The sequence below is a fragment of the Halomonas dongshanensis genome (assembly GCF_024790395.1).
Lineage (GTDB): Bacteria > Pseudomonadota > Gammaproteobacteria > Pseudomonadales > Halomonadaceae > Vreelandella > Vreelandella dongshanensis.
This window is the reverse complement of record NZ_JAJISC010000002.1, coordinates 41,146-61,747: the sequence shown is the minus strand read 5'-3', so window position 1 is coordinate 61,747 and position 20,602 is coordinate 41,146. Positions and strand designations below refer to the sequence as shown.

Here is a 20,602-nt window from a genome sequence, read left to right as displayed (position 1 = left end):
CTCTACTCTTGGGCGTCTGGGTTAGCGGCCGTATTCGCGTCGCCATCGGCATTAGCGTTGGCCTCGTCCAACTGTTCCTGGGCCACACGAATGCCTTCGCGAAAGGAGGCAACGGCGTCGGGATCGTTGACGCTGGCAACGGCGCGACGCCAACGGTCGATGGCGAGTTCGTAATCGCCGCTATCGAAGGCGTGAAGGCCGAGTAGACCGAGAATGGTCGGCTCGCGTGGGTCGAGCGCCTGGGTTTCATCGATCAGCGCCTGTACCTCGGGGGTAAGCTCACGCCCGGCCATGAAAAAACGCAGCTGGGCCAGCTGCGCCAGGAGCGACGGCGCACGCCCTTCGAGAGCGATCAGCTGGTTAAGGGCATCGAGCGCTTTGGTACTGCGCCCGCTATCGCGGTAAAGCGGAAAGAGCGCGGCCCAAACGTTGGGGTTATTCGGCTGGCGCGCCGCCTCCTGCTCCAGGCGCGCTAGGTATTCCGGCAGCGTCGCCTCGGGGTCGGCTTGTAGCTCACGCTGCACGGCGAGCAGGGCCAGGTCGCCTTCGGCGCCTTCGACGTAATACCAGGTCAGGCTCGCCATGACCATGATGACCATCACCAGCGGCACGACCAAGCGACCGGAACCCGGCGAAGCAAGCGCTCGGCGGCGCATCAAGGCAGTGTCTTCGAGCAGGCTACGCTCGAGCGTCAGCTTGTCTTGGGCAAAGGCTTCGTCACTCACTTCGCCGCGCGCCTTCGCGGCTTCGAGCGACGCCAGGCGGCGGCGAAAGATGGCTACGTTCTGCTGCGCGCCGAGATCGTTGGCTTCGAAGGCCTGCTGGTCGTCGTGGACGCGCTGGGCGCTACGCAGCGGTACGCTCATAAGCCAAAGCGCGGGCACCAAGAGCAGCGCCAAGGCGATCCAAAGTGGGCTCATGCGTCGTCTCCTCGCTTCATTAGCTGCGCCAGCCGGGCGCGCTCCTCTGCGTTCAACGCACGCGTAGTGGCGTGGCGCCGGGCGCGTACGATCAAGACGATGACCACGAAGCCCAGCACCAGCAGCGCGATCGGCAGCCCCCACAGCAGGTAGGTGCGATTCTCCAGGCGTGGGTTGTAGAGAATGTACTCTCCAAAGCGCTGAACCATGTGATCGATGATCTCGCTATCCGAGCGCCCTTCGTTTAGCAGCGTATCGATGCGCTCGCGCATGTCGCCGGCAATCGGCGCGTTGGAGTCGCTGATCGCCTGGTTCTCGCACAGCGGGCAGCGCATGGAGCTGGTCAGATCGTGGTAGCGCTTTTCCAAAACCGGGTCGTCGAAGTGGCGCACTTCGATGGCGGCCATGGCCGCACTCGTCATCCATGCGCTCATCATGAGCAAAAGCAGATATGCCAGAGTGTGCCTCAACGCCATTTGGCCACCTCCGGCAGAATGCGCGACTGCACGTCGCTGGGCGAAATATAGCCTTTGTGGTGGTAGCGAATCACGCCTTCGGCATCGACCACGAAGGTTTCCGGCGCGCCGTAGACGCCCAGGTCGAAGCCGAGCGCTCCCTCGGGGTCGAAGATGTTGACCTCGAAGGGGTTGCCGAACTCGGCGAGAAACTCGCGCCCTTTTTCGCGGGTGTCGCGGTAGTTGACCCCCACCAGACGAATGCCCTCGTCGGCGAGGCTCAACAGCTGCGGCATCTCCTGCTTGCACGCAGGGCACCACTCACCCCAGACGTTGACCAGCGTCACTTCGCCAGTGATCAGCGAAGCATCGACGCGGCGTTCGGGATCTTCGAGGGTGGTGGCGTCGAAGCTCGGGAAAGCGCGCGCCAAGAGCACCGAATCGCGCTGGGAAGGATCCAGCGACAGCCCATGGTAGAAGAACAGGGCCACGCCCAGAAACCCGATTGGCAGAAGCAAAAGTAACAGCCGACGTTTCATGCGCAAGCCCCCTGAACCGATTTCTCCGCCGCCTTCGCCCGACGGTAGCGCTTATCGAGCACGGCGATGATGCCCCCCAACGCCATCAGCAAGCCGCCGAGCCACAGCCAGCGCACGAAAGGCTTGTACTGAATACGCATGGCGTAGCTGCCGTCACCCAGATCCTCCCCCATGGCGACGTAAAGATCGCGAAAGAGCCCCGGGCGCAGCGCGACTTGGGTCATCGGCATGCGGGTGGCGAGATAGAGGCGCTTTTCGGGATGCATGGTGAAGTGGCGTGAGGCGCCTTCGCGCTGCACTTCGATCAGCGAGGTATCGGCGATGAAGTTGGCCCCACGACGCTCCCCAAGCGAGGTCATGGTAAAGCGATACCCCGCCACCTCGACGCTGGTGCCGGGCGACATGCGCACGTTGCGCTCGACGTTGTAGTGAGACACCACGGCGACGCCGACGATGGTGACCGCGAGCCCCACGTGCCCAAGCCACATGCCCCAATAGGCCAGCGACTGCTTGCTTAGCCCGCGCTTCAGGCTCTTGGCCTGACGCAGCTTGGTGACGAGATCGACCACCAGCGGCAGCACGATCCAAAGTGCAATGACGATGCCAAGCGAAACCCAGAGGTTCCACTCGCCGCGATAGAGCAAGGGCGCAAGCGCTCCCAACACCAGCGCCGCCGCGCCTGCAAGCCACAGGCGTCGACTGAGTTCACCAGGCGGCATATGTTTCCACCGTGCTACCGGGCCAAGGCCCATGAACAGGCACATGATCACCGTCAAAGGCACGAACAGCGCATTGAAATAGGGCGGCCCCACACTGATTTTCCCCAGCCCCAGCGAGTCGAGAATCAACGGGTAGAGGGTGCCCAGCAGCACGGTGACGGTCATGATCACCAGCAAGACGTTATTGACCAGCAGCAGCGCATCGCGCGAAAACCACGTAAAGCTGGTGGAATAGCCCACCTTGGGCGCTCGCAGGGCGAAGATCACCAGCGAAAGGGTCACCGTAATGGCCAGCAGCACGAGGATGAAGAAGCCGCGCGAAGGGTCGTTGGCAAAGGCGTGTACCGAGGTGAGCACACCCGAGCGCACCAAGAAGGTGCCCATCAGCGAGAGCGAAAAGGTCGCGATGGACAAGAGCACCGTCCAGCTCTTGAAGGCGCCGCGCTTCTCGGTCACCGCCAGCGAGTGGATCAGCGCCGTGCCGGTCAGCCAAGGCAGAAGCGAGGCGTTTTCGACCGGGTCCCAAAACCACCAGCCGCCCCAGCCGAGCTCGTAGTAGGCCCACCAGCTCCCCAGCGCAATCCCCACGGTGAGAAACGCCCAGGCAACGTTGGTCCAGGGGCGCGCCCAGCGCGTCCAGGCAGCGTCCAGACGTCCGCCCAACAGCGCCGCGATGGCGAAGGCAAAGACCACCGAAAAGCCGACGTAGCCCATATAGAGCATGGGCGGGTGCACGATCAGACCGAAATCCTGCAGCAGCGGGTTCAGGTCGGCACCGTCGCTGGGCACGTTGGGCAGCAGCCGCTCGAAGGGGTTGGAGGTCAGCAGTACGAAGAGCAAAAAGCCGACGCCCACGAGCCCGAGCACGCCGATCACCCGTGCGGCCATGTCGCGGGGCAAATAACGTGAGCGCACTGCCGTGGCAAAGCCCCAGCCGGAAAGCATCAGGCTCCATAGCAGCACAGAGCCCTCGTGATTCCCCCATACGGCGCTGAGCTTGTAGTACCAGGGCAGCATGGAGTTGGAGTTATGCGCGACGTTGGCCACGCTGAAATCATCCAGCAGGTAGCTCAGGGTCAAGGCAAGATACGCCAAGAGCAAAAAGCCAAACTGCCCGGCCGCCATCGGGCGGTCGAAGGCCATCCACAGTGGCTTTCGCAGGGTGGCGCCGGCCAGCGGCAGCGTAGCCTGTACGAGAGCCATGAACAGCGCCACGATCAGGGCAAAGTGGCCGACCTCGGGGATGAATTCGATCAACATGGGAACTCCGGGTTCACTCGTCGGCCGCGTCGCTTTGGCCGCGTTGAGTCTGGAAGTCGGCAGGGCTGTAACCGGCCTCTTCTAATGCCTGCGCCACTTCTGGCGGCATATAGTTTTCGTCGTGGCGAGCGAGTACCTGATCGGCGCGAAAACGGCCATCGGCCTGAAGCTCCCCCACCACCACGACACCTTGGCCTTCGCGAAAAAGGTCGGGCAGGATACCGCTGTAGTAGACCTCGAGATCGCCCACGTAATCGGTCACGGTAAAGGCGATGTCGAGGCTCGTCGGGTCACGTTCGACCGTACCCACTTTGACCATGCCACCGGCACGAATCTGACGCTCGATCGGCGCCTCGCCCTGGGCGATCTGCACCGGGCTAAAAAACAAATTGATGTTGGCGCGCAGGGCGTAGAGCGTCAGCCCCACGGCGATTGCCGCGAGCCCGACGAGCCCCAGCACGATCAACAGGCGCTGCTTGCGCTTGGCTCTCATGGCGCGCTCCTGTTGTGAGTACTGTCTTGGCTACCGTCCTGAATACTGGCTTGAGCGCTGGTTTGAAGCGTTGCTTGGGTAGTCGGCGCCTGCGCCAAGGTGACCGAGGCCTTGGGCACTTGGCGCTCGGCGAGTGTCGGCGTGCGGCGCAGGTGGCGTCGAAGCACACGCAGCGCTAAGCGCTGTTCGAACCAAGCGAAGAGCGTCAAGGCCAACAACATCAGTAACGTCACGCCCCAAGCGGCCCACACGTAGCGCGCGTGACCGCCCATGGCAATGAAATCAGCCAGCGAATCAAAGGCCATCGGCGCCCTCCTCGACGAGTTCGCGTACCCAACGCTTTCCGCCCTCGCGGCGCAGGATTTCGCTGCGCGTGCGAGTCAGCGTCAAGGCGATGAAAAAGCAGTAAAACCCCACCACCATGACCAGCAGCGGCGCCCACATCGCCATGGGCATGGCGGCGCGCCCAGTAATGGTGAAGCTCGCGGGCTGATGCAGGGTATACCACCAATCCACCGAGTACTTGATGATGGGAATGTTGATCACCCCGACCATGGCCAGCACCGAGGCCGCGCGCGCGCCGCCCTCCAGGCTAGCGAAGGCGCGGCGCAGGGCGATCACGCCGATATAAAGAAACAGCAAAATCAGCATCGAGGTCAGGCGAGCATCCCAAATCCACCAGGTGCCCCAGGTAGGCACGCCCCAAACGGCACCGGAGTAGAGTGCAACGAAGGTCATTAGCGCCCCGATGGGCGCCATGACGCTGGCGGCCATATCGGCCAGTTTGATCTTCCAAACCATGAACGCAAGCCCACAGGCGGCCATCGAGACGAAGATCGACTGGGCCAAAAAGGCCGTAGGCACGTGCACGTAGATGATGCGAAAGCTGTTGCCCTGCTGGTAGTCGGCAGGCGCGAACGCAAGTCCCCAGACGCTGCCAAGCGCTATCAGCCCAAGCGCGGCCGCCCAGAACCAGGGCTGGCACTTGCCGCCGATGGCGTAGAACCACTTGGGCGATCTCAGCTTTTGAATAAAGGCCCACATAGGGTAACCATCCTCAACCGTTGATGCTGATACGTAGGGCGGCGGCGATGGCCCAGGGCGCGAGCATCAACGCCACCGCCAGCAGCGCACCAAGAATCGCCAGATGGGCGGCAAGCCCACTCCCAACGACCGCCGCGCTCACCGCGCCGCTACCGAAGATCAGCACCGGAATATAGAGCGGCAGCACCAGCAGCGACAGCAGCACGCCGCCGCGAGCAAGCCCCACCGTTAGCGCCGCGCCAATCGCACCGATCAGACTCAGGCTCGCCGTTCCCAGGGCCAGCGATACACATAGCGCCCAGTAGCTCCCTGCGGGCAGCGCCAGCATCACACCTAAAAGCGGGGCGATAAGCGCCAGCGGAAGCCCGGTCAAGAGCCAATGCGCCAGCACTTTGGCCATACACAACAAGGCCGTGGGCTGGGGGGCGAGCAGCCACTGCTCGAGGCTGCCATCGTCAAAGTCGCTACGAAACAAGCCATCGAGCGAGAGCAGCGCCGCCAGAAGCGCAGCGACCCACAAAAGCCCCGGCGCCACCACGGCCAATAACGCAGGCTCGGGTGAGATACCGATGGGAAAGAGCGTGATGACCAGGGCGAAGAACACCAGCGGGTTGATCACATCGCCGCGCTGGCGCAGCAGCAACATCAAATCGCGCTTGAGCATGGCGACTACCGCCGCATCGGCCCCGCGTTGCGGCTCGTTTGGCCTATTCACCCGTGACTCCTAAGCGAATGCGCCCCAACCGTGCGATATCGAGCCGGTGATGGGTCGTCACCACGACGCATCCCCCGGCATTGGCATGCGCCTGGATCAGCGACTCCAGAAGCGCCACGCCGTTTCGATCGATAGCGGTGAAGGGCTCGTCGAGAATCCACAGTGGACGGGGTTGAAGGAGTAGACGCGCCAGGGCAATACGGCGCTGCTGGCCCGCCGAGAGCTGATGCGCAGGAACGTCTTCGAACCCGGCGAGCCCCCACTGCGCAAGTGCCTCAAGAGAGGTGTCTTCGCTTGGGATATCGCCCGCGAGCGCCTGGTACCAGGCCAGAGTCTCGAGCGCAGTGAGGCCAGCCTTGACGCCAGGCGCGTGACCTAGATAGAGCAGGTTAGCCAAAAAGTGATCACGGTTTTGGCGCAGAGAAACGCCGTTCCAGAACAACTCGCCCTGATAGTCGCCAAGCTGGCCCGAGAGAATTTTCAAAAGCGTGGTCTTGCCGCTGCCGTTGGGCCCTTCCACCTGGACGATATCGCCACTACCGAGGGCAAAGTCGAGCTGACCGAACAGCGGTCGATCGTCGCGCTCACAGGCGAGTTGGCGCGCTTCAAGACACAGGCGCAATGATCTCTCCAGGCATGTTCATGACGGCTGGCACTCTACACAAAAAGCAACGCTGCCGCCAGTCGCGCCGCCCTGACGTACAAGGCTGTGACAGCGTCACATTTAATTCGGAGAAATTTCTCCTAGCACTGTATGCCCAAACAGCACTATACTCCAACCACTGTATGAAAAAACACTGTACTTAAAATCACCATTTCGGATAGCACAGCGTTTTACACTTACACAATTGAGCCGCACTTGGTCGAGCTCGAACCGATCCAGCCCGAGGAGCAGCGTCGCAGGGAGCGAATTGGCAAGCAAGGCACTGGGTCCCCTTACCGCCGTGTGCGCTAGAGAGTACGTTCGACGCTTATGTCGGGCGGCGCAAGACGGCTAGCCTGGAGAGAAGAGAGATGAATGCCCCACTACGCACCGTACGATCTGGTTTCGCCCCGCTGGCCGCTCATCCCGTTCGCCCGCGTAGCCAATCGGTAACGCCGCGCCAAGCCACGACGACCCGGCGCAATACCTATGCGCTGAAAGTACGCGGCAACCGCCTTTCTGGCTGCAACCTCTTCGACGGCGACGTCATCATCATTCGCCGCTGCCAGCACGATGCTCACAGCGAAACCTCCAGCGCCCAAATCAACCAGCGCGAAATCGCCCTGCGTAAGCTCTCGATCAGCCGCCAAGGGGTCGAACTATGGCCTGAAGACGCCCTGCACCCTGCAGTCTTTTTGCACAACCGCGATATCGAAGTGCTTGGCATGGTCATGGGCATCGCCCACGGACAATAATTCACACCCGCGCATTTCTACTCATGGCAAATAACGCGATACCATCGGGCCTGTCGTTACGAATGTCGTTATAAATATAGTTACGAGGCTTCGATGCGTTATCGCGTTCCCGACCTAGCCCCACTCGACGATCACCGCGCCCAGATCGAGGTGGAGAAGAGCCAGTTTCTTGCCTGGCTATGCCACGCACCAAGCGCGGCCGAAATGGCCACGCTACTCGAACGCGCCAAAGCCGCCCATCCTAGCGCCAGCCACCACTGCACCGCCTTTATCGCCGGCCCGCCAGGGGAGCAACAGCACATTGGCTTTTCGGATGACGGCGAACCCGGCAGTACCGCTGGGCGCCCTATGTTTCAGGTATTACAGGGTAGCGGCCTGGGCGAGATCGGCTGCGTGGTGATTCGCTACTTTGGCGGTACCAAGCTCGGCACGGGGGGCCTGGCCCGCGCCTACGCCCAGGCGGTGAGCGTAGCCCTTGAAGACCTTGCTACGCGCGAAGTGGTCGAGCGCGACGCTTATACGTTGAGTCTCGATTTCGCCCACGAGGCCCAGGCCCGCGCCTGGTGCTTTGAGCGCGGCCTGCCCGTGCTCGATGCCCAGTACGCAGGCGATGGCGTACGCTTGACGCTGGGCTGGCCCCGCGATGAGGCACTCGATATAACACCGCTGGAAAACCGTCTTCGCACCCGCTTCGACGTTACTCCGGATACTTGATTCTGCCCCAGACCATTAGTTCTTACCCCAGATACTTGATCATTACCCCCGCCGCCACCGCCGAGCCAATGACGCCGGCAAAGTTGGGGCCCATGGCGTGCATCAGCAGGAAATTGTGCGGGTTGGCCTCGAGCCCTACCTTGTTAGCCACGCGCGCCGCCATAGGCACCGCCGACACGCCTGCGGCTCCAATCAGCGGGTTGATCGGCATCTTGCTGACCAGATTGAGCAGTTTGGCCATCAGCACGCCAGCGGCGGTACCAATACCAAAGGCGACCACGCCCAGCCCCAAAATACCCAGGGTTTGGTAGGTGAGAAAGCTCTCGGCCATCAGCTTCGAGCCCACCGAAAGCCCAAGGACGATGGTGACGATGTTGATCAGCGCGTTTTGCGCCGTATCGCTCAAGCGCTCGACCACGCCACACTCGCGCATCAGGTTGCCAAAGCAGAACATCCCCAAAAGCGGCGCGGCGTCGGGTAGAAAGAGCGCGACCAGCAGTAACAGCAAGAGCGGAAAGAGCGTCTTTTCGAGTTTGGAGACCGGGCGCAGCTGGGTCATGGTGATCTCGCGCTCTTTACGCGTGGTGAGCAGGCGCATGATTGGCGGCTGGATCAAGGGCACCAGCGCCATGTAGGCATAGGCCGCCACGGCGATGGCGCCAAGAAGCTCAGGCGCCAGCACGCTGGATACGTAGATCGAGGTCGGGCCATCGGCCCCGCCGATGATACCGATCGCGGCGGCCTGATTGAGGGAGAAATCCATTACCCCAAGCGAGCTCAGCGCCACCGCGCCGAACAGCGTTGCGAAGATACCGAACTGCGCCGCCGCACCGAGAAACAGCGTGCGCGGATTGGCCAGCAGCGGGCCGAAGTCGGTCATCGCGCCCACGCCCATGAAGATCAGCAGCGGCGCGATGCTGCTGCCAATGGCAACGCTGTAGAAGCTATAGAGCATGCCATCGCCATAACCTGCGCCAACGGCAATGTCGCGCGCGGCGCGTAGCTGCTCAGGCGCTACGCCGCCATGGGCCAGCGCTTTTAGCGCCTCGCGCCAGGCCTCACTTCCCTCGAGCGGATCGAGGCTTGCGCCGAGCGCCGTGGCGATCTGCGAAAGCAGCGCCGGTCGCCCAACTTCGATGGCCTGATCCAACGCCGAGAGCGCAAGCCCGGCCTCGGGAATGTTGGCAAGAATGCCGCCAAAGCCGATGGGTACCAGCAGCAGCGGCTCGAACTTCTTGTAGATGGCAAGATAGAGCAGCAGCAGCGCCACCGCGATCATCACCGCCTGATCAAGCTCGAGGTTGTAGAGCCCCGAGCCCTCCCATAGGGTCATCAGTTTTTCCATGTCGCCGCGCCCTTATAGTTCGATCAGCGTATCGCCGACGGCCACGCTATCGCCCTCGCCTACCCTGACGGCGGAGACGGTACCCGCGCTCTGGGCACGTATTTCGGTCTCCATCTTCATCGCCTCGAGGATCACCACCACGTCGCCCTCGGCTACCTGGTCGCCCTCGCGTACGTTGACCTTGAAGATGTTACCGGCAAGCGGCGCGGTGACCGTCTCGCCGCTTGCTACTGGCTTGGATGCCCCTGACGTAGATGTCTTTGACCTGGACTCAACTGATGCAGACGCGTCAGTCGTTTGCTCTTGCACCCGCTCGATATCGCCGCCTTCGGCCACTTCGACCACGAAGCGCTTGCCGTTGAGGCTGACCGTATAGGTCTCGGGGCCCATCGTTGCCGCCCTCTTTGCGGCAGGTTTGTCAGCGCTTGGCTCATTGGACTTAACCGCGCTCGCAGCGCTCGGTGCAGGCTCGAAGGCGCTGGCATCACCACGGTTTTTCAGAAACTTCAGGCCGATTTGCGGGAACAATGCGTACGTGAGCACGTCATCGCTTTTTCGCTCCCCCTTAGCAAGAGCGAAACCGTCGGCGCGGGATTTTTCGTCGAGCTCGGCGGTGAGGCGCTGCATCTCGGGGGCAAGCGCATCGGCCGGGCGCTCGGTGATGGGTTCGGCATCGCCCAGTACGCGCTTTTGCAGCTCGGCGTTGAACGGTGCGGGGGCCGCGCCATACTCGCCCTTGAGTAGCGACTGCACCTCTTTGGAGATGGACTTGTAGCGCTCTCCCATCATCACGTTCATCACCGCCTGGGTGCCCACCATTTGCGACGTTGGCGTGACGAGGGGAATGAAGCCAAGATCCTCGCGCACACGCGGAATTTCACTTAGCACCTCGTCGAGCTTGTCGCCCGCGCCCTGCTCCTTGAGTTGGCTCTCCATGTTGGTGAGCATACCGCCAGGCACCTGGGCCACCAGAATGCGCGAATCGATACCGCGCAGCGACCCTTCGAAGGCGGCGTACTTCTTGCGCACCTCGCGAAAGTATCCGGCAATGTCTTCAAGCAGGCTCAAATCGAGGCCGGTATCGCGCTCGCTCTCTTGAAGCATCGCCACGACCGACTCAGTCGGGCTATGGCCATAGGTCATCGCCATGGAGGAGATAGCGGTATCGACGTTGTCTACGCCCGCTTCCACGGCCTTGAGAATGGTCGCGGTGGAGAGGCCGGTAGTCGCGTGACAGTGCAGGTGTACGGGCACCGTAAGCTCACGCTTCAAACGCGACACCAGCTCGAAGGCGACATAAGGAGTGAGCAATCCCGCCATGTCCTTGATCGCCAGCGAGTCGGCGCCCATGGCAACGATACGCTTAGCCAGCGCCACCCAGCTCTCAAGCGTGTGCACGGGGCTGACGGTGTAGGAGATGGTGCCCTGAGCGTGCCCTTCGACCCGTCGCACGGCGTCAATGGCACGGGAAAGGTTACGCGGATCGTTCATGGCGTCGAAGATACGAAAGACATCGACTCCATTGACTTTGGCGCGCTCGACGAAGCGATCGACCACGTCGTCGGCGTAGTGGCGATAGCCCAGCAGGTTCTGGCCGCGCAGAAGCATCTGCTGGGGTGTGTTGGGCATCGCCTCTTTGAGGGCGCGAATACGCTCCCAGGGGTCTTCGCCGAGATAGCGAATGCAGGCGTCGAAGGTCGCCCCACCCCAAGACTCGATTGACCAGAAGCCCACTTGATCGAGCTTTTCGGCCATCGGCAGCATGTCATCGAGGCGCAGTCGCGTGGCGAACAGCGACTGGTGCGCGTCGCGGAGCACCACGTCGGTGATGCCCAAGGGGCGGCGAGCGAGGGAATGATTCGTCTGATCCGTATTCGTAGGGGTGTGCATTACCGGGTGCTCTCGTATCAAATTGTTTATTTTTTAGTAATTTTAACAAAATAATTCGCAATGACGCCTAAGGCAAGCGTCCTCTGCGTTACTTAGCAACGTGGCTTACCCCGATAATGATGCACTGCAGCACCAATGACTGCCAGCACTTCTTCGTCGACCTCTGCAGTGTTCAGCGCTCGGGCACGCTTGGCGTTCACAGGCGCTGGCGTTGGTGCAAAACGCTGCACTAGGCGCGACATCAGCACCACGGCAACGACCAAAAGGGTAAGAAAAACAAACACCACCCCCATCCCCAGACCCATAAGGGCCAAACCATCCTGAAGTAGATCGGTATCCTGCATCACAAAACCTCGCGTTATCTTTTTTCTAACGGCTGAACATGACGTTCGTAGGGCGCTTGGCGCCACCGGGTGAATGCTCTACTCTGCCAGCCCCTGGCCATTAAGCAATCGCCCTGACGCAAACACCATGGTTGTTAACTTACTACATACTGGAGAAATTGGCCTTGCGCCAATGGAAGGGGTCATCGATGCGCTAACGCGCGATCTTTTGACCCGCGAGCCAGGCTTTGATTGGACGGTAACCGAATTCGTCCGCGTGGTGGACACTCGACTCCCGCCGCGGGTGTTCTACAAGCATTGCCCCGAGCTTGCCCAAGAGAGCGTCACCACACCAAGCGGCATACCGGTGCACTTGCAGTTACTGGGGTCGGTGCCCGAGGCGCTGGCCGATAACGCGCGCCAGGCCGTAGCGCTTGGCGCTGTTAGCCTCGACTTGAACTTTGGCTGCCCGGCCAAGCTGGTCAACCGCCACGATGGCGGTGCCTCGCTCCTACGCGACCCCGAGCGCGTCTATCGCGTGGTGCGCGCCGTATCGCAGGCCGTGGACGGCGCCATTCCGGTAACGGCAAAGATTCGCCTAGGCTTCTCGAATCGCCGCTTGGCGACGGCCTGCGCGCAGGCAACCGAGGCAGGCGGCGCCAAGCGCCTGGTAGTGCACGGGCGTACTCGTGATGAGGGCTATCGCCCTCCGGCGCACTGGGAGTGGATCAACAAGGTACGCCAGAGCGTCGCCATCCCCGTGGTCGCCAACGGCGATATCTGGACGCTAGCCGACTACTGGAAGGCGCGCACGCTCTCGGGCTGCAGCGACGTCATGCTGGGGCGCAGCGCCCTGGCCGACCCCTGGCTCGCCCCGCGCATTCGTCACTGGCAAGCGACTGGCGAATGCCTACCCGAAACCACCTGGACGATGCGCGCAAGCGTGCTAAAGGCCTACGCCGCCATCCAGCGCCAAACGCTTCCCGAGCGCATCGTGACGTCGCTGATGAAGCAGTGGCTAGCCCAAATGCGCCAAGGCAACGCCGAGGCCGATATCCACTTTCAGCGCGTCAAGCGCATCACCGAGCTCGACACGCTGCTGACGAACCTAACGCCCGACGAGTGACGCGCAAAAAAAGCGCCCAACCGCCTAAGCGGAGGGCGCTCTACACGATCGCAAGGCACCGGCGCGAGCCATCGGTACCTGGCTAGAAACAAGCGTACGGCCGAAGCCAACAAACAGCGATATGAAAATATAAAACGGTAGGACAAAATACGGTATGCCTGGGCGTATCGCCCAAGATACAGAAAGCCCGCTCTCGATGAGAGCGGGCTTTTGAATCTGGCGCGCCCGGGAGGATTCGAACCTCCGACCACCTGATTCGTAGTCAGGTACTCTATCCAGCTGAGCTACGGGCGCTTAACTTAAGGCACTGATTTACAAGAGCTTTATATTACACGAACTCTTAGCACCTGTCCAGACATCGAAAAAATCGTTTTCAATGCTGGGTGAAGATGGCGCGCCCGGGAGGATTCGAACCTCCGACCACCTGATTCGTAGTCAGGTACTCTATCCAGCTGAGCTACGGGCGCTTATCTTCAATCCGTGTCGTTTGGCGGAGAGGGAGGGATTCGAACCCTCGATAGGGCTATAAACCCTATACTCCCTTAGCAGGGGAGCGCCTTCAGCCACTCGGCCACCTCTCCTTAACGGCACGGCGCGAATATTACCGATTCTGCTGACCACTGTCCAGTCTTGTGCCGATTTTTTTCGCGCCTTCCTCGACTTACCGCTCAAGCGCCCTACGGTGGGCGCGACGCAGGCGGTGCACTACGCGGCGTACGGCACCTTCTTTACGGTGCTTCTACAAGTGCCATTGCGACCCCACTAAGCTCGCTGTAACTCTTTCTGGGCTTGGGGCTACCACTTATCTCTTATCGGGGATTACTTGGCTTCTACTTCGCTATCGCGTTCGCGCTGAATGCGCTGATAGATCTCTTCACGATGCACCGCGACATCCTTGGGCGCGTTGACACCGATACGCACTTGATTGCCTTTTACACCAAGAACCGTAACGGTGATCTCATCACCGATCATGAGGGTTTCGCCGACGCGGCGAGTCAGGATGAGCATGGCTGATCTCCTTCTCAGACGTTTTTGTGACAACGGGAGGTGTCCGCCAGTGACGGCACCACGCCCATTATGAGGCATGGCGCCATCTGCCACCAATGGCTCAGGCACCATGACACCTTAAACTCCCGTTGAAAGAAAGCCCACCACTCTTGGCAGCGAGTACTTCTTCAGCGTAGAAGATTTAAGGCCGAGTTGTTATTCGGATTCTACATCCGATTTATCCAAACCGAACGCTTTATGCAGCGCGTTGACCGCAAGCTCCATATGCTTCTCGTCGATCACCACCGAAATTTTGATTTCGGAGGTCGACACCATACGGATGTTGACGTTCTCATCGGCCAGGACACGGAACATTTTAGAGGCCACACCGGCGTGCGAGCGCATGCCCACACCCACGAGCGATACCTTGGCGATGTTGTCGTCGCCGCGCAGCTCGCCGCCGCCCAGATCCGGAATCACCTTCTCTTCCAGAATGCGCTTGGTCGCTTTGTAGTCGCCTTTGGCTACGGTGAAGGTGAAATCGGTGTAGTCACCAGCTGGGGCTACATTTTGCACGATCATATCGACTTCGATGTTGGCGTCGGCGATCGGTCCTAAAATGCGCGAGGCAACGCCCGGCACGTCTGGGGTATGGAGCAGCGTGAGTTTTGCTTCGTTCTTGGTAAAGGCGATGCCAGAGATCAGCGGTTCTTCCATGGAGTCCTCGTCTTGGTCGGAATCAGCAACAATCAGGGTACCGGGGCCTTCTTCGAAGGAAGAGAGCACCCGTAGCGGAACGTTGTACTTGCCGGCGAATTCGACGGCGCGAATCTGCAGTACTTTCGAGCCAAGGCTTGCAAGCTCGAGCATCTCCTCGACGGTGATGCTCTCCAGGCGCTGAGCCTTGGAGCAGACGCGCGGGTCGGTGGTATAGACGCCATCCACGTCGGTGTAGATCTGGCACTCGTCGGCCTTCAGCGCCGCGGCCAGAGCCACCCCGGTGGTATCCGAGCCGCCACGCCCCAAGGTGGTGATATTGCCGTCTTCGTCGACCCCCTGGAAACCGGCAACGACCACGACCTGACCAGCGTCGAGATCGGCGCGTAGATCTTCGGTTTCGATGCGCTGAATACGCGCCTTGGTGTAGGCGCTGTCGGTATGGATACCCACCTGTGCGCCGGTGTGGGACGTCGCGGGAACACCCAACTGCTGAAGCGCCATGGCTAGCAAGGAGATGGTCACCTGCTCGCCGGTGGAGAGCAGCATATCCATCTCACGCGGGGTGGGATCGTCGTTGATGGCGTGTGCCATCTCGGTCAAGCGATTGGTTTCACCGCTCATTGCCGAGACGACGACCACGACCTGATGGCCCTGGTCGCGAAAGCCCTTGACCTTTTCCGCCACGGCCTTGATGCGCTCTACCGAGCCCACCGAGGTACCGCCGAACTTCTGTACATATAATGCCATATACCGTCGTTTCCTCTGTTGTTCGCAAGGGTGGATGTCTTTTTGTGCAGGGTACTCGTTTGGCTGCCGCGCTCACGTAAAAAGGCCGGTCGCCTTGGCGATACCGGCCCTTTTACCTTCGCTTATCCAAGCACGTCGGCAAGCCATGCGGGGACGCTATCGAGCGCGCTACCTAGCGCCTCTGGCTGGCTGCCGCCGGCCTGGGCCATGTCCGGGCGACCGCCGCCTTTGCCGCCCACCTGCGAGGCGACGTGATTGACCAGCTCACCGGCCTTGACGCGAGCAGTCAAATCCGGCGTCACACCAGCGATGAGGCTGACCTTGCCTGCCTCAGTATCGGCCACGCCGAGGATGATGACGCCGGAGCCGATTTTGCTCTTGAGCTGATCGAGCATGCCACGCAGATCCTTACCCGAGACGCCTTCGAGCTCGGTCGCTAACAGCTTGACGCCGTTGATCTCACGCGCGGCGCTCAACAGGTCGCTGCCTGCAGCGCTGGCAAGCTTGGCTTTGAGCCGCTCGAGCTCTTTTTCCAGCGAGCGATTGCGCTCGACGAGCGCATCGACGCGGTTTTCGAGCTGCTCGGGCTTGGTCTTCAAGCGCTCGCCAAGGCGGGCAAGGCGCTGCTCCTGCTCGGCGAAGTAGGCCAACGCGTTCTCGCCGGTGATGGCCTCGATACGCCGCACGCCGGACGCGATTCCCACTTCGCTGACGATATGGCAGCAGCCGATATCGCCGCTACGGGCAACGTGGGTGCCCCCGCAAAGCTCGATGGAGAAGTCGTCCGCGCCGATGGTGAGCACGCGCACGCTATCGGCGTACTTGGCCTCGAACAGGGCCGCCGCTCCTTTTGCCTTGGCGTCGTCGAGCGACATCTGCTCGGTGCGGGTCGGGGCGTTGGCCAATATCTGCTCGTTGACCAGGCGTTCGACCTCGACCAACTGCTCCGGCGTCATCGGCTCGAAGTGGCTGAAATCGAAGCGCAGGCGCTCGGCGGTGACCAGCGAGCCTTTCTGCTGGACGTGATCGCCCAGAACCAGGCGCAGCGCCTTGTGCAGCAGGTGGGTGGCCGAGTGGTTGCGCACCGTGGCTTGGCGCAGTGAGGCGTCGACTTCGCCGCGCACCTCGGCGCCCACGGCGAGGCTGCCCTCGACCATGATGCCCTGGTGGAGGTGATGACCGCTCTGCTTTTGCGTGTCGGTCACCTGAAAGCGACCGCCCTCGACGTAGAGGTAGCCGGTATCACCCACCTGCCCGCCGGACTCGCCGTAAAAAGGCGTGCGTTCGAGCACGACAGTGCCCTTCTGCCCCGCCTCCAGCGCGGCCAAGGCGTTGCCTTCACCGTCGACCAGCGCGGTTACCTTGGCGCGATCTTCCAGGCGGTCGTAGCCCGTGAAGGCCGTACTGCCTTCGAGCTCGATGCTGGCGCTATAGTCGGCGCCGAACTGGCTGGCGGCGCGGGCGCGCTCGCGCTGCGCATCGAGCTCGCGATTGAAGCCCGCTTCGTCCAGCGTCACGCCGCGCTCGCGGCAAACATCGGCGGTGAGGTCAAAGGGGAAACCGTAGGTGTCGTAGAGCTTGAACACGGTCTCACCGGGCAGGACCTCGCCGTCGAGCGCTTCGAGGGCGGCGTTGAGTAGCCCCATACCATGATCCAGCGTGCGGGCGAACTGCTCCTCCTCTTTGAGCAGCACGCGGGCGATCTGCTCGCGTGCTGCGCGAAGCTCGGGGTAGGCCTCGCCCATCTCGGCATCCAGGGCATCCACCAGAGAGTGGAAGAACGGCTCGGCAGCGCCGAGCTTATGCCCGTGACGAATGGCGCGACGAATGATCCGACGCAACACGTAGCCACGGCCTTCATTGGAGGGCATCACGCCATCGGCGATCAAGAAAGCACAGGAGCGGATATGGTCGGCGATGACGCGTAGCGAAGGCGCCGCAGTATCCGCATGGCCGGTGGCCTTGGCCGCTGCTGCCAGCAGGTTCTGGAACAGATCGATTTCGTAGTTGGAGTGCACGCCCTGCAGCACGGCTGCCACGCGCTCGAGCCCCATCCCGGTATCGATGGAGGGCTTGGGCAGCGGGTTCAGGTTGCCCTCTGCATCGCGATCGAACTGCATGAAGACCAGGTTCCAGATCTCGATGTAGCGGTCACCGTCCTCTTCGGGGCTTCCAGGCGGGCCGCCCCAAACATCGGCACCGTGATCGAAGAAGATCTCGGAGCTGGGGCCACAGGGGCCAGTGTCGCCCATCTGCCAGAAGTTGTCCTCGTCGAGTTTGGAGAAACGCTCGGGGTCGATGCCCACTTCGTCTTTCCAGATACGCTCGGCCTCGTCATCGCTGATGTGAACGGTGACCCAGAGCTTCTCTTTGGGCAGGCCCAGCGTTTCGGTCAGGAATGTCCAGGCAAAGCGAATGGCATCACGCTTGAAATAGTCACCGAAGCTGAAGTTACCCAGCATTTCGAAGAAGGTGTGGTGGCGCGCGGTATAGCCGACGTTGTCGAGGTCGTTGTGCTTGCCCCCGGCGCGCACGCAGCGCTGAGCAGAGGTGGCGCGCACGTAGGGGCGCGGGTCGCGACCTAGGAAGACGTCTTTGAACGGCACCATACCTGCATTGGTGAACAGCAGCGTCGGGTCGTTACCCGGTACTAGCGAGCTCGTGGGCACGATGGTATGCCCTTGCTCTTCGAAGAAGGATAAAAAGGCGTTTCTGATTTCTGCGCTTTTCATAGGGTATCCGTGACGAGAAAGCGTGATGCCCCTGGGCGCTATTTGCCGCTACCCGAGGAGGTCGCAAAGCGACCATTATAGCGCAGTTGTCAAACGACTAAAGTGGGGGAATAAGGGCGAGAAGTGAAAAACCGAGCGTAGATGAGCGTCAGCGCGCCTATTCGGCGGCTTTGAGACACTCTAGAGCGTAGCGAATTTGATCGAAATCGAAGCCCCGGGTGGCGAGAAAGCGCTCGCGCCGGGCGCGCTCTTTCCTATCCGCACCGGGCGAGGTGAAGCGCCGCGCAAGCGTATGGTGGGCAAGTTCGAACCAGTCGACCTGCTCGGCCGCTTCGACATCACTGAGCGCAGCCTTGATGACAGCGTTATCGACGCCGCGCTGGCGCAGCTCTCCAGTGATACGAATGGTGCCTTGGCCGCGCTGCAGGCGCGAGCGCACGAAACTCTCGGCAAAGCGCTGATCGGACTGTAAGCCCTGCTCGATCAGCGCATCCAGGCATGCATCGATGGCCGACGCCTCGAACCCGTGTCGCCCCAGACGCTGGGCAAGCTCGGCGCGGGAGTGTTCGCGCCGAGCCAGCAGGCCAATGGCGATCTCGCGGGGCGTGCTCTGGGGCGTGGTCATCGAAAGCTCCGGCGCCAAGCGTTAAAGCAGATCGTCGTCGGCGTCGTCGATACCACCGGCGGGAGCGGCTTCTTCTTTCTTCGGCTCGGGCGTGGAGAGCAGCTGAGCGCGAATCTGGCTCTCGATCTCTTCCATGGTGGCCGGGTTGTCTTCCAAGTGCTGTGCAGCGTTGGCCTTGCCTTGGCCGATCTTGGTGCCTTTATAGCTGTACCAGGCACCGGCCTTGTCGACCAAGTTGCACTGCACGCCCAGATCGATGACCTCACCGGCGTGATAGATGCCCTTGCCGTAGAGTATCTGGAATTCGGCCTGACGGAACGGCGGCGCCACCTTGTTCTTGACCACTTTCACCCGGGTCTCGTTACCGGTGACCTCGTCGCCACTTTTCACCGAACCTGTACGGCGAATATCTAGGCGTACGCTGGAGTAGAACTTGAGCGCGTTACCACCGGTAGTGGTTTCGGGGCTGCCAAACATCACGCCGATCTTCATGCGGATCTGGTTGATGAACACCACCAGACAGTTGGCGTTTTTGATGTTGCCAGTGATCTTACGCAGCGCCTGAGACATCAAACGCGCCTGCAGGCCCACGTGGGAGTCGCCCATCTCGCCCTCGATCTCGGCGCGCGGCGTGAGTGCGGCCACGGAGTCGATGATGATGACGTCGACACCACCGGAGCGCACCAGCATGTCGGTGATTTCGAGCGCCTGCTCGCCGGTATCCGGCTGAGAGACCAGCAGGTCATCGAGATTGACGCCGAGCTTCTCGGCGTAGCTCGGGTCAAGCGCGTGCTCGGCATCGACGAAGGCACAGACCTTGCCTTGGCGCTGCGCCTGGGCAATGACCGACAGCGTAAGCGTGGTCTTACCCGAGGATTCCGGGCCGAAGATTTCGACCACGCGGCCAAACGGCAGTCCGCCAATGCCAAGCGCGATATCGAGTCCCAAAGAGCCAGTGGACACCGACGGCATGACCACGCGCGGGGCGTCGCCCAGGCGCATCACGGTGCCTTTACCGAATTGACGGTCGATCTGCGCCAGTGCCGCGTTGAGCGCTTTGTTACGATTATCGTCTTGAGCCATGACAGAGCACCTTCTCAATCAGCTGTATAATTAGCCAGTAGTATGCCAAAGTTCGACTGGCAAATAAAACCTTTTCCACCTTGGCGTGCTTTCTTTGAAGCCTGTCTTTAAAGCCTGTTTTTAAAAACAAGCGCCGCTAGGATGCACGCAAGGCTCGGTTGGCCACGCCAACATTAGGCTTCCAAGCGTACCAAAAGTCCTACTAAGGCCTCGCGCACCGCCTGCTCGCGCACCGCGTGGCGCTCGCCGGGAAAGTGAAAGCGCTCGGCGTGCTGAGTGTTGGCGTCACCCCAGCCAATCCACACCGTGCCCACCGGCTTTTCCTCGCTGCCACCGTCTGGCCCGGCCACACCGCTGACCGCCACGCCTAGCCCCGCGCCGCTTTCGCGACAGGCGCCCGCAACCATCGCCTTTACCACAGCTTCGCTAACTGCGCCGTGATCATCGAGGGTTTGCGTCGCCACACCCAGCAGCCGCGTCTTGGCAGCATTGGAATAGGTCACGTAGCCCGAGGCGAAGTAGGCCGAACTACCGGCGACCGCCGTTACCGCACTTGCCACGCCACCGCCGGTGCAGGATTCGGCGGTAGTGATTTCGATCCCACGCGTTTGGCAGGCGCGCCCAAGGCGCTGGGCCAACAACGTGAGATCGAGATTCTTCAGACTGGAAACGCTGGCGGGCATGTTCGCTCCTTCATGTCGATCGTCAGTTCAGCGTAGAATACTGCGTTTCACTTGCCCACAGAACATGCCGCCGCCCGCGAGGGC

Annotated in this window: 21 protein-coding genes and 3 tRNA genes; 3 read left to right on the top strand and 21 right to left on the bottom strand. The window is 61.4% G+C overall.

Annotated elements, in window-relative coordinates; translation table 11 throughout:
• Nucleotides 1–2: 2 nt before the first annotated feature.
• The 9 genes from ccmI to ccmA are packed head-to-tail and all read right to left on the bottom strand — an operon-like array spanning nucleotide 3 to nucleotide 6,767.
• Nucleotides 3–920, bottom strand: coding sequence for a c-type cytochrome biogenesis protein CcmI (gene ccmI / locus LLY24_RS03810; protein ID WP_259034954.1), 918 nt, complete (start codon nucleotides 918–920; stop codon nucleotides 3–5).
• Nucleotides 917–1,396, bottom strand: coding sequence for a cytochrome c-type biogenesis protein (locus tag LLY24_RS03805; RefSeq protein WP_259034953.1), 480 nt, complete (start codon nucleotides 1,394–1,396; stop codon nucleotides 917–919). Before LLY24_RS03805 ends, ccmI begins: the two co-directional genes overlap by 4 nt.
• Nucleotides 1,387–1,914 (bottom strand): DsbE family thiol:disulfide interchange protein, encoded by a 528-nt coding sequence (locus LLY24_RS03800; protein ID WP_259034952.1) that lies wholly within the window; start codon nucleotides 1,912–1,914, stop codon nucleotides 1,387–1,389. The genes LLY24_RS03805 and LLY24_RS03800 overlap by 10 nt, the downstream gene beginning before the upstream one ends.
• Entirely contained in the window at nucleotides 1,911–3,893 is a 1,983-nt protein-coding gene (locus tag LLY24_RS03795; RefSeq protein WP_259034951.1) for a heme lyase CcmF/NrfE family subunit, read from the bottom strand. The genes LLY24_RS03800 and LLY24_RS03795 overlap by 4 nt, the downstream gene beginning before the upstream one ends.
• A gap of 13 nt (nucleotides 3,894–3,906) precedes the next feature.
• Nucleotides 3,907–4,386 (bottom strand): cytochrome c maturation protein CcmE, encoded by a 480-nt coding sequence (ccmE, locus tag LLY24_RS03790; RefSeq protein ID WP_259034950.1) that lies wholly within the window; start codon nucleotides 4,384–4,386, stop codon nucleotides 3,907–3,909.
• A complete protein-coding gene (gene ccmD / locus LLY24_RS03785; RefSeq protein ID WP_259034949.1) occupies nucleotides 4,383–4,691 on the bottom strand; it encodes a heme exporter protein CcmD in 309 nt (102 codons plus the stop codon). Before ccmD ends, ccmE begins: the two co-directional genes overlap by 4 nt.
• Complete coding sequence (locus LLY24_RS03780) at nucleotides 4,681–5,430, bottom strand: heme ABC transporter permease (RefSeq protein ID WP_259034948.1); 750 nt, start codon at nucleotides 5,428–5,430, stop codon at nucleotides 4,681–4,683. Before LLY24_RS03780 ends, ccmD begins: the two co-directional genes overlap by 11 nt.
• Nucleotides 5,431–5,443: 13 nt before the next feature.
• Nucleotides 5,444–6,094, bottom strand: coding sequence for a heme exporter protein CcmB (ccmB, locus tag LLY24_RS03775; RefSeq protein ID WP_259035520.1), 651 nt, complete (start codon nucleotides 6,092–6,094; stop codon nucleotides 5,444–5,446).
• Nucleotides 6,095–6,137: 43 nt separating this feature from the next.
• On the bottom strand, nucleotides 6,138–6,767 hold the full coding sequence (gene ccmA / locus LLY24_RS03770; RefSeq protein WP_259034947.1) for a cytochrome c biogenesis heme-transporting ATPase CcmA: 630 nt from the start codon (nucleotides 6,765–6,767) through the stop codon (nucleotides 6,138–6,140).
• 392 nt (nucleotides 6,768–7,159) lie between these two features.
• Between ccmA and LLY24_RS03765 the strand changes: the two genes are divergently transcribed.
• Together LLY24_RS03765 and LLY24_RS03760 are read left to right on the top strand one after the other, a co-directional pair.
• Nucleotides 7,160–7,543: a LexA family protein gene (locus LLY24_RS03765; protein ID WP_259034946.1), complete on the top strand. Its 384-nt coding sequence runs from the start codon at nucleotides 7,160–7,162 to the stop codon at nucleotides 7,541–7,543.
• Between the two features lie 93 nt (nucleotides 7,544–7,636).
• Nucleotides 7,637–8,257: an IMPACT family protein gene (locus tag LLY24_RS03760; RefSeq protein WP_259034945.1), complete on the top strand. Its 621-nt coding sequence runs from the start codon at nucleotides 7,637–7,639 to the stop codon at nucleotides 8,255–8,257.
• A gap of 22 nt (nucleotides 8,258–8,279) precedes the next feature.
• On the opposite strand, the gene LLY24_RS03755 is transcribed toward LLY24_RS03760, so the two are convergent.
• From LLY24_RS03755 to LLY24_RS03745, 3 genes are all read right to left on the bottom strand, one after another.
• Nucleotides 8,280–9,602, bottom strand: a complete 1,323-nt coding sequence (locus LLY24_RS03755; protein ID WP_259034944.1) for a sodium ion-translocating decarboxylase subunit beta — start codon at nucleotides 9,600–9,602, stop codon at nucleotides 8,280–8,282.
• Between the two features lie 12 nt (nucleotides 9,603–9,614).
• Entirely contained in the window at nucleotides 9,615–11,492 is a 1,878-nt protein-coding gene (gene oadA, locus LLY24_RS03750; RefSeq protein ID WP_259034943.1) for a sodium-extruding oxaloacetate decarboxylase subunit alpha, read from the bottom strand.
• A 92-nt stretch (nucleotides 11,493–11,584) separates the two neighbouring features.
• The gene (locus LLY24_RS03745; RefSeq protein WP_259034942.1) at nucleotides 11,585–11,836 is read right to left on the bottom strand and encodes an OadG family protein; all 252 of its coding nucleotides are present in this window, start codon (nucleotides 11,834–11,836) and stop codon (nucleotides 11,585–11,587) included.
• Between the two features lie 127 nt (nucleotides 11,837–11,963).
• On the opposite strand from LLY24_RS03745, the gene LLY24_RS03740 reads away from it, so the two are divergent.
• Entirely contained in the window at nucleotides 11,964–12,941 is a 978-nt protein-coding gene (locus LLY24_RS03740; protein ID WP_259034941.1) for a tRNA dihydrouridine synthase, read from the top strand.
• Nucleotides 12,942–13,158: 217 nt separating this feature from the next.
• On the opposite strand, the gene LLY24_RS03735 is transcribed toward LLY24_RS03740, so the two are convergent.
• The 9 genes from LLY24_RS03735 to LLY24_RS03695 all read right to left on the bottom strand — a co-directional run bounded on the left by LLY24_RS03735 (nucleotide 13,159) and on the right by LLY24_RS03695 (nucleotide 20,518).
• A tRNA-Arg gene (locus LLY24_RS03735) sits at nucleotides 13,159–13,235 on the bottom strand.
• 96 nt (nucleotides 13,236–13,331) lie between these two features.
• A tRNA-Arg gene (locus LLY24_RS03730) sits at nucleotides 13,332–13,408 on the bottom strand.
• 21 nt (nucleotides 13,409–13,429) lie between these two features.
• Nucleotides 13,430–13,522, bottom strand: a tRNA-Ser gene (locus tag LLY24_RS03725).
• Between the two features lie 238 nt (nucleotides 13,523–13,760).
• Nucleotides 13,761–13,949: a carbon storage regulator CsrA gene (csrA, locus tag LLY24_RS03720; RefSeq protein WP_259034940.1), complete on the bottom strand. Its 189-nt coding sequence runs from the start codon at nucleotides 13,947–13,949 to the stop codon at nucleotides 13,761–13,763.
• A gap of 195 nt (nucleotides 13,950–14,144) precedes the next feature.
• The gene (locus tag LLY24_RS03715) at nucleotides 14,145–15,395 is read right to left on the bottom strand and encodes an aspartate kinase (protein ID WP_259034939.1); all 1,251 of its coding nucleotides are present in this window, start codon (nucleotides 15,393–15,395) and stop codon (nucleotides 14,145–14,147) included.
• Between the two features lie 122 nt (nucleotides 15,396–15,517).
• On the bottom strand, nucleotides 15,518–18,127 hold the full coding sequence (gene alaS / locus LLY24_RS03710) for an alanine--tRNA ligase (RefSeq protein ID WP_259034938.1): 2,610 nt from the start codon (nucleotides 18,125–18,127) through the stop codon (nucleotides 15,518–15,520).
• A 157-nt stretch (nucleotides 18,128–18,284) separates the two neighbouring features.
• Nucleotides 18,285–18,752, bottom strand: coding sequence for a regulatory protein RecX (locus LLY24_RS03705; RefSeq protein WP_259034937.1), 468 nt, complete (start codon nucleotides 18,750–18,752; stop codon nucleotides 18,285–18,287).
• A gap of 21 nt (nucleotides 18,753–18,773) precedes the next feature.
• Nucleotides 18,774–19,835, bottom strand: a complete 1,062-nt coding sequence (gene recA / locus LLY24_RS03700; protein ID WP_259034936.1) for a recombinase RecA — start codon at nucleotides 19,833–19,835, stop codon at nucleotides 18,774–18,776.
• 173 nt (nucleotides 19,836–20,008) lie between these two features.
• The gene (locus LLY24_RS03695) at nucleotides 20,009–20,518 is read right to left on the bottom strand and encodes a CinA family protein (RefSeq protein ID WP_259034935.1); all 510 of its coding nucleotides are present in this window, start codon (nucleotides 20,516–20,518) and stop codon (nucleotides 20,009–20,011) included.
• Nucleotides 20,519–20,602: the final 84 nt, after the last annotated feature.

Excerpts from the sequence above, each read along its gene's own strand:
- LLY24_RS03760 (WP_259034945.1), top strand. The coding sequence starts at position 7,637 with ATGCGTTATCGCGTTCCCGACCTAGCCCCACTCGACGATCACCGCGCC.
- LLY24_RS03800 (WP_259034952.1), bottom strand. The coding sequence starts at position 1,914 with ATGAAACGTCGGCTGTTACTTTTGCTTCTGCCAATCGGGTTTCTGGGC.
- ccmD (WP_259034949.1), bottom strand. The coding sequence starts at position 4,691 with ATGGCCTTTGATTCGCTGGCTGATTTCATTGCCATGGGCGGTCACGCG.
- LLY24_RS03755 (WP_259034944.1), bottom strand. The coding sequence starts at position 9,602 with ATGGAAAAACTGATGACCCTATGGGAGGGCTCGGGGCTCTACAACCTC.
- ccmB (WP_259035520.1), bottom strand. The coding sequence starts at position 6,094 with ATGCTCAAGCGCGATTTGATGTTGCTGCTGCGCCAGCGCGGCGATGTG.
- oadA (WP_259034943.1), bottom strand. The coding sequence starts at position 11,492 with ATGCACACCCCTACGAATACGGATCAGACGAATCATTCCCTCGCTCGC.
- LLY24_RS03745 (WP_259034942.1), bottom strand. The coding sequence starts at position 11,836 with ATGCAGGATACCGATCTACTTCAGGATGGTTTGGCCCTTATGGGTCTG.
- LLY24_RS03765 (WP_259034946.1), top strand. The coding sequence starts at position 7,160 with ATGAATGCCCCACTACGCACCGTACGATCTGGTTTCGCCCCGCTGGCC.
- ccmI (WP_259034954.1), bottom strand. The coding sequence starts at position 920 with ATGAGCCCACTTTGGATCGCCTTGGCGCTGCTCTTGGTGCCCGCGCTT.
- LLY24_RS03805 (WP_259034953.1), bottom strand. The coding sequence starts at position 1,396 with ATGGCGTTGAGGCACACTCTGGCATATCTGCTTTTGCTCATGATGAGC.
- ccmE (WP_259034950.1), bottom strand. The coding sequence starts at position 4,386 with ATGAGAGCCAAGCGCAAGCAGCGCCTGTTGATCGTGCTGGGGCTCGTC.
- LLY24_RS03715 (WP_259034939.1), bottom strand. The coding sequence starts at position 15,395 with ATGGCATTATATGTACAGAAGTTCGGCGGTACCTCGGTGGGCTCGGTA.
- alaS (WP_259034938.1), bottom strand. The coding sequence starts at position 18,127 with ATGAAAAGCGCAGAAATCAGAAACGCCTTTTTATCCTTCTTCGAAGAG.
- LLY24_RS03780 (WP_259034948.1), bottom strand. The coding sequence starts at position 5,430 with ATGTGGGCCTTTATTCAAAAGCTGAGATCGCCCAAGTGGTTCTACGCC.
- LLY24_RS03695 (WP_259034935.1), bottom strand. The coding sequence starts at position 20,518 with ATGCCCGCCAGCGTTTCCAGTCTGAAGAATCTCGATCTCACGTTGTTG.
- csrA (WP_259034940.1), bottom strand. The coding sequence starts at position 13,949 with ATGCTCATCCTGACTCGCCGCGTCGGCGAAACCCTCATGATCGGTGAT.
- LLY24_RS03795 (WP_259034951.1), bottom strand. The coding sequence starts at position 3,893 with ATGTTGATCGAATTCATCCCCGAGGTCGGCCACTTTGCCCTGATCGTG.
- LLY24_RS03740 (WP_259034941.1), top strand. The coding sequence starts at position 11,964 with ATGGTTGTTAACTTACTACATACTGGAGAAATTGGCCTTGCGCCAATG.
- LLY24_RS03705 (WP_259034937.1), bottom strand. The coding sequence starts at position 18,752 with ATGACCACGCCCCAGAGCACGCCCCGCGAGATCGCCATTGGCCTGCTG.
- recA (WP_259034936.1), bottom strand. The coding sequence starts at position 19,835 with ATGGCTCAAGACGATAATCGTAACAAAGCGCTCAACGCGGCACTGGCG.